7 protein-coding genes and 1 pseudogene are annotated in these 5,850 nt (G+C 30.1%); 2 read left to right on the top strand and 6 right to left on the bottom strand.

What is annotated here, in order from left to right; translation table 11 throughout:
• Together AB1Z17_RS02325 and AB1Z17_RS02320 are read left to right on the top strand one after the other, a co-directional pair.
• A pseudogene (locus AB1Z17_RS02325) lies at positions 1 to 110 on the top strand (NAD(P)-dependent oxidoreductase); the annotation flags it as partial.
• Positions 111 to 117: 7 nt separating this feature from the next.
• The gene (locus tag AB1Z17_RS02320; RefSeq protein ID WP_368050179.1) at positions 118 to 1,263 is read left to right on the top strand and encodes an ATP-binding protein; all 1,146 of its coding nucleotides are present in this window, start codon (positions 118 to 120) and stop codon (positions 1,261 to 1,263) included.
• A 45-nt stretch (positions 1,264 to 1,308) separates the two neighbouring features.
• Here the strand turns inward: AB1Z17_RS02320 and phoU are convergent, their stop codons facing one another.
• From phoU to AB1Z17_RS02290, 6 genes are all read right to left on the bottom strand, one after another.
• Positions 1,309 to 1,974, bottom strand: a complete 666-nt coding sequence (gene phoU, locus AB1Z17_RS02315) for a phosphate signaling complex protein PhoU (protein ID WP_368050178.1) — start codon at positions 1,972 to 1,974, stop codon at positions 1,309 to 1,311.
• 12 nt (positions 1,975 to 1,986) lie between these two features.
• Positions 1,987 to 2,829: a phosphate ABC transporter ATP-binding protein PstB gene (gene pstB, locus AB1Z17_RS02310; RefSeq protein WP_368050177.1), complete on the bottom strand. Its 843-nt coding sequence runs from the start codon at positions 2,827 to 2,829 to the stop codon at positions 1,987 to 1,989.
• Positions 2,808 to 3,662: a phosphate ABC transporter permease PstA gene (pstA, locus tag AB1Z17_RS02305; protein ID WP_368050176.1), complete on the bottom strand. Its 855-nt coding sequence runs from the start codon at positions 3,660 to 3,662 to the stop codon at positions 2,808 to 2,810. Before pstA ends, pstB begins: the two co-directional genes overlap by 22 nt.
• Complete coding sequence (pstC, locus tag AB1Z17_RS02300; protein WP_368050175.1) at positions 3,655 to 4,533, bottom strand: phosphate ABC transporter permease subunit PstC; 879 nt, start codon at positions 4,531 to 4,533, stop codon at positions 3,655 to 3,657. The genes pstA and pstC overlap by 8 nt, the downstream gene beginning before the upstream one ends.
• A gap of 73 nt (positions 4,534 to 4,606) precedes the next feature.
• Positions 4,607 to 5,557, bottom strand: coding sequence for a PstS family phosphate ABC transporter substrate-binding protein (locus AB1Z17_RS02295; protein ID WP_368050174.1), 951 nt, complete (start codon positions 5,555 to 5,557; stop codon positions 4,607 to 4,609).
• Positions 5,558 to 5,643: 86 nt separating this feature from the next.
• A partial coding sequence (locus AB1Z17_RS02290) for a hypothetical protein (RefSeq protein WP_368050173.1) occupies positions 5,644 to 5,850 on the bottom strand: 207 nt, incomplete at its 5' end.

The following is a 5,850-nucleotide window of genomic DNA, read 5'->3' as shown; positions in this document are numbered from 1 at the left end:
TTGCAGAAATTATTTATTTTGTAGTAACAAGACCAGCACATGTAAATATTGAAGATTTAATTGTGTATCCAACAGCACAAGCAAGCGCTACAATTTTAAATAAAGAATAATAATGAAATGATTAACAAACGGTTATTAATAAAAAATTTATTGGCTCATAATGATGAAAATAGCTTTTATGATAAAAAGCAAAAAATTTCGTTAGATTCTAAAGAAGGAAAAGCCAAGTTTTTAAAACACGTTTGTGCATTGTCTAATTCTAACCCAGAGAACAATTCTTATATTGTAATTGGAGTTGAAGATCAATTAAATAAAATAGAAGGTGTCGACTTTTTTGATGATAGTAAAATTCAAAACTTAATAAATTCCTATTTCGAAAATCCTCCAAAAATTGAATACGAAAATATTCCTTTTCCAAGTCTGCCGCGCTATAAAGTTATTGGTTTGGTCACTATTCACCCAATTAATAAAGTAACCTATTTAAAAAAACAGATATGGAAATATGTAAGAGGACGCATTTTTTATAGAAGAGGTAGTAATTCTATGTCTACTCTGGGAAAGTTTGAGTTAAAAAGCACCAATAAAGAAGTTGTTGAGTCTATTGAAAAAAATGCAAGTAATAATATTGAATTGACATTAGACGGCGTTTTCGATTTTTTTGAGCGGCATAAAAATGCTTATAATCCAACCTATAAAGTTTTTAATGAACAGTTTGTGCTCTGTTGGGCTGGAGAAAAAAAGGTTGTTGGCGACAAAGTTTTTTACTCAAGAGTTGATATTGAATTGATAAATGAACAAGTTCGTTTATTTTATTCGGTTTTAGATGAAGTTAAAATAGAATATAATAAACATTCTTTTATTATTACTGAATATGTTTTTTTAAGAATTAAAGATGAATTTGATTTTTTTCCACTAGAAAAAACAGTCATTAATTTTAAAGAAAATGGGAAACACGATATTGTATCGGAATTACTATTTAAACCACCGCGTTTTAACAAGAAAGAATTACATCATATATTTAATAATTGCAATACTATTTTAAGTAATTTAAAAAAGAAACTTCCTTTAAGCGCTCAACAACAAAATGATTTGGCAGAATTACCAACCAATTACATGATTTGCGCTTTAAACGAAATTCCAAAAGCGTATTCGAGATTAAAGGAATCTAAGATCTTTTTAAAAAATTTAGAAGATAAAACCAGTTATATTAAATACAAAGAAGCCATAAGAGTATTAAGAAAAGTGAATTTTTCAACAAATTAAATAATACTCTTATAGACTTTTTTTATTAGTGCCATAGATTTAAACTTACTTTTTGTTTTTATGTTTTACAACCTCTGCATCAATATAAAAAATAATTTCTTCAGCTACATTTTTAATTAAATCTCCAACGCGTTCAAACTTTTTAATTACACCAAATATTAATAATGTTTGATTAATCATTGAAGGATCTTTTTTAATCTCTTTTTCTATAATAGCAAAGGAATTAGAATTTATTTTGTCTAAAATCTTATCTTTTTTAAATACTTTTCGAGCAGATTTAACATCCTTTTCTTGGTAAGCTACTGTTATATTTTCGAACATAGACATAATAGTATTGTACATTTTTTCAAATTCTAACGATTTTAGTAAATGCGGTGCTATTTTTTTATCTTGATCAACTATATATCTGGAAATTCCATAGGCGTGGTCTGCAATTCGTTCTAAATCGAAATTAATTTTTAAAACTGCCATAATAAAACGTAAATCTATAGCAACAGGGTTGTAAAGAGCCAAAAACTTTTCACAGTCGTTTTCAATTTTTAAATCCAATGCGTTTACACGAGTTTCTGTGTTAATAACCTCTTCGGCTAAATCGCTATCATGTGTAATAAACGCTTCAGTTGCTTTTTCTATTTGAGAAATGCATAATGAAAGCATTTTAAGTCCAGATTCGTTTAATAACTCTCTTTGGTGTTCTGCATTTGATACCATAATACTAAATTTTTAACCAAATCTACCAGTAATGTAGTTTTCGGTTTGTTGTTTTTCAGGGTTTGTAAAAATTGTTTTTGTTTTGTCGAATTCTATCAACTCACCTATATAGAAAAAAGCTGTATAATCACTAATTCGACCAGCTTGTTGCATGTTATGCGTTACTATAATAATAGTGTATTTATCTTTTAGTTCAAAAATTAAATCTTCAATTTTTGCTGTTGAAATTGGATCTAAAGCAGAAGTTGGTTCGTCCATTAAAATAATAGAGGGTTCTACGGCTAAAGTTCTAGCAATGCATAAACGTTGTTGTTGACCACCAGAAAGTGCCAACGCAGATTTTTTCAGATTGTCTTTTACTTCTTCCCAAAGATCAGCTTGTTTCAACGCTTTTTCAACACGTTCATTAATAAACTTTTTATCTTTTATTCCTTGTATTTTTAGTCCGTAAGCAACATTTTCAAAAATTGATTTTGGAAAAGGGTTTGGTTTTTGAAATACCATACCAACTTGTTTTCTCAATTCTTCAACATTCACTTTATTTTTATAAATGTTTTTACCATTTAGTTTAATTTTTCCTTCCATTTTAAAACCATCCACATAATCGTTCATTCTATTAAACAAACGAAGAAATGTAGATTTTCCGCAACCAGAAGGGCCAATAAAGGCTGTTACAGTATTTGGTTTAATACTCATATCAATACCTTTGATTGCCATAAAATCATCGTACCAAACTTTTACGTCTTTAATTTCAATTTTAGCAACTTCCTCTGACGCAATTGCTATAGCTTTATTTGTATCGATACTCTTTTTATCTTTTACTTTTGTCATTGTTATTTCCATTTCTTTTGCCATTTATTTCTAAAATAAACAGCAATACCATTCATTATGAAGGTAATTAATAATAAAATAATAATTGCGGCTGCAGCATTTTCAATAAATCCATGTTGTGGTCTGGAGATCCAGTTGAATATTTGAATTGGTAATACTGAAAATTCTTCCATTGGATTTGATGGAGCAAATGGTACATATGCCAAAGCACCAACAACAATTAAGGGAGCCGTTTCACCAACTGCTCTAGATAGTGCTAAAATAACACCAGTTAATATTCCTCCTCCAGATGCTGGAATTACTTGATTCCATATTGTTTGCCATTTTGAAGCTCCCAAAGCATAAGAAGCATCTCTAATAGATTTTGGAACTGCTTTTACGGCTTCTCTTGTTGCAACAATTATTATTGGAAGTATTAATAAAGACAAGGTTAATGCCCCAGCTAACACACTTGCTCCCAAACCCATTATTCTAACAAACACTTCTAAACCTAATAAACCATAAATAATTGATGGCACACCTGCTAAATTAGAAATATTGATTTCTAGTAATGCCGAAAGTTTATTTTTTTTACCGTATTCTTCCAGATAAACACCAGCTGCAACTCCAATGGGAAATGCAATTATTGTAGTTAAAACTAGAATCCAGATACTACCCATTAAAGCTGTGTAAATACCAGATTTTTCGGCTTTCCTAGAAGGTAAATCGGTTATAAAAGCCCAATCGATTCTAAGAATTCCATCTATAAGTATATCACCAATAAATATAGTTAATAAAACTAATCCAAAAAGTGTACAAGCAATCCCCCAAAATTTGAACAACTGATCTTTGAATCTATTTTTTTGAATACTATTCATATTTTTCTTGGTATTTTTTTCTAATTCTATAACTTAGTGAATTCAGTAAAAAAGTAAATACAAACAATGTAATTCCAGCAGCAAAAATGGTTTTGTATTCAATAGAACCATGCTGAACATCACCTAAACTTACCTGTACAATATATGCTGTAATAGTTTCTACAGGAACTGTTGGGTCTAAAGTTAAACGCGGTTGTTGACCAGCGGCTATAGCAACAATCATAGTTTCTCCAATAGCTCTTGAAATGGCTAAAATTATAGAAACAATAATACCAGAAGAAGCTGCAGGAACGACTACCTTAAAAGCAGTTTGCAATTTTGTTGCTCCCATTCCATAAGAAGCTTCTCTTAAATCTTTAGGTACGGCATACAAAGCATCTTCACTTATTGATGAAACAAATGGAATGATCATAATACCCATAACAATTCCTGCAGAAAGTGAATTAAATCCGGATAAACCAGGTATAAATTGCTGTAAAAAAGGAGTTACTACAATTAATGCAAAAAATCCGTAAACAACAGTTGGCACAGCTGCTAATAATTCTAATAGCGGTTTTACTGTTTTTCTGAAGTTTGTAGGTGCGTACTCACTTAAATAAATACTAATTGAAAGTCCCACTGGAAGTGCAACAGATATTGCTATAAATGATGTTAATAGTGTACCAGACAACAAAGGTAAAATACCATAATGCTTATCTGTAAATAATGGTGTCCATTGTGTATCTGTAAAAAAATCTAGTATTGAAACTTCACTAAAAAATTGAAAAGCTTCCACAGCTAATACAGAAATAATTCCGAATGTTACAGCAATTGTAATTAAAGCACTGGATAAAAGTGATTTTTCAATTAAAAGTTCTTTTATTTTTTGCATCAATTAATTTTTAAACAAGTAAGAATCAGACATCCCGAAGGACATCTGATTTACTAAAAAAATAATTATTTTACTATTTGTTGCTTTCAACAAAAGCTTTGAAATTTTCTTTTTGTTTTGTATACAATTCAGAAGGTAAAGGAATGTAGCCCACATCTTCAGATAATTCCGTTGCATTATCTATATAGAAATTAACAAACTCTACAACCTCTGGAGATTTAATGGAAGTGCTATTTACGTAAATAAATAAGGGTCTAGATAAAGGTCTGTAAGTTCCATTACTAACAGTTTCTAGAGTTGGTTTTACAACCTCTTCTCCGTTATTAACTCCAATTAATGTTAGTTTATCTTTATTTTCAGCATAGTAAGCTAAACCAAAGAAACCTAATGCATATTTATCTCCTACAATTCCTTGAACTAAAACATGATCATCTTCACTTGCTGTAAAATCACCTCTACTAGATCCGCTTTTACCTACAATTGCTTCTGTAAAATAATCGTACGTTCCAGAGGCTACTCCAGGACCAAATAAATGAATTTCCTCGTTTGGCCATTCTGGTCTAATCTGATTCCATTTCATAATTACACCTTGCGCAGCTGGTTCCCAAATTTTCTTTAATTCTTCAACCGTAAAGCTATCTACCCAATCGTTCTCTGGGTTTACTAAAACAGCCAAACCATCATAAGCCACTTCTAATTCTAAATAACTGATGTTATTCTCTTCGCAAGCAGCTATTTCTTTATCTTTTATTGGACGCGATGCATTTGAAATGTTTGTTTCTCCTCTTGAGAATTTTTTAAAACCGCCACCAGTACCAGATACACCAATTGTTACTTTTACTTTTGGTTGCACCGCTCTAAATTCTTCAGCGACTGCTTCTGTAACTGGAAATACTGTACTTGACCCATCGACTTTAATAGTTCCTTCTAAAAAAGTTGTTTCAGAAGTTTCTTTTTTTTCTTTTTTTTCTCCACAAGAAATTGCTACAATTGCTAAAGAGATTATAAATACTAATTTTTTCATTTTTATTGTGTTTATTTATTTTGCAAAGAACTAATTCAGTTGTTAAGTTTATGTTAACTGAAAATTAATTATTTAAAATTAATTAATTATAATTTAAATTCAGCATTTAAAAACACTAAAGATTTGGTATCTAGAGAGGTATTGTCAAAACTAAACCCTTGATAATTTAAAGAAAAGCTTAATCCTTTAACTGGTACATATTGAATACCTCCAATAATTTGATTTCCGTCTTTAGACATATTCCACGCTTCAGATTCACCAGATAATGTATTTGAGCTTAATTGATCAAAACG

It is taken from the genome of Lutibacter sp. (assembly GCF_040883305.1).
Classification (GTDB): Bacteria; Bacteroidota; Bacteroidia; order Flavobacteriales; family Flavobacteriaceae; genus Lutibacter.
Note: the sequence above shows the minus strand (reverse complement) of the source record. Positions and strands in the feature narration are given on the sequence as shown.

What these genes read in the sequence shown, in the direction of transcription:
- pstC (WP_368050175.1), bottom strand. Translation starts at nt 4,533, where the DNA reads ATGCAAAAAATAAAAGAACTTTTAATTGAAAAATCACTTTTATCCAGT.
- pstA (WP_368050176.1), bottom strand. Translation starts at nt 3,662, where the DNA reads ATGAATAGTATTCAAAAAAATAGATTCAAAGATCAGTTGTTCAAATTT.
- AB1Z17_RS02295 (WP_368050174.1), bottom strand. Translation starts at nt 5,557, where the DNA reads ATGAAAAAATTAGTATTTATAATCTCTTTAGCAATTGTAGCAATTTCT.
- AB1Z17_RS02320 (WP_368050179.1), top strand. Translation starts at nt 118, where the DNA reads ATGATTAACAAACGGTTATTAATAAAAAATTTATTGGCTCATAATGAT.
- phoU (WP_368050178.1), bottom strand. Translation starts at nt 1,974, where the DNA reads ATGGTATCAAATGCAGAACACCAAAGAGAGTTATTAAACGAATCTGGA.
- pstB (WP_368050177.1), bottom strand. Translation starts at nt 2,829, where the DNA reads ATGGCAAAAGAAATGGAAATAACAATGACAAAAGTAAAAGATAAAAAG.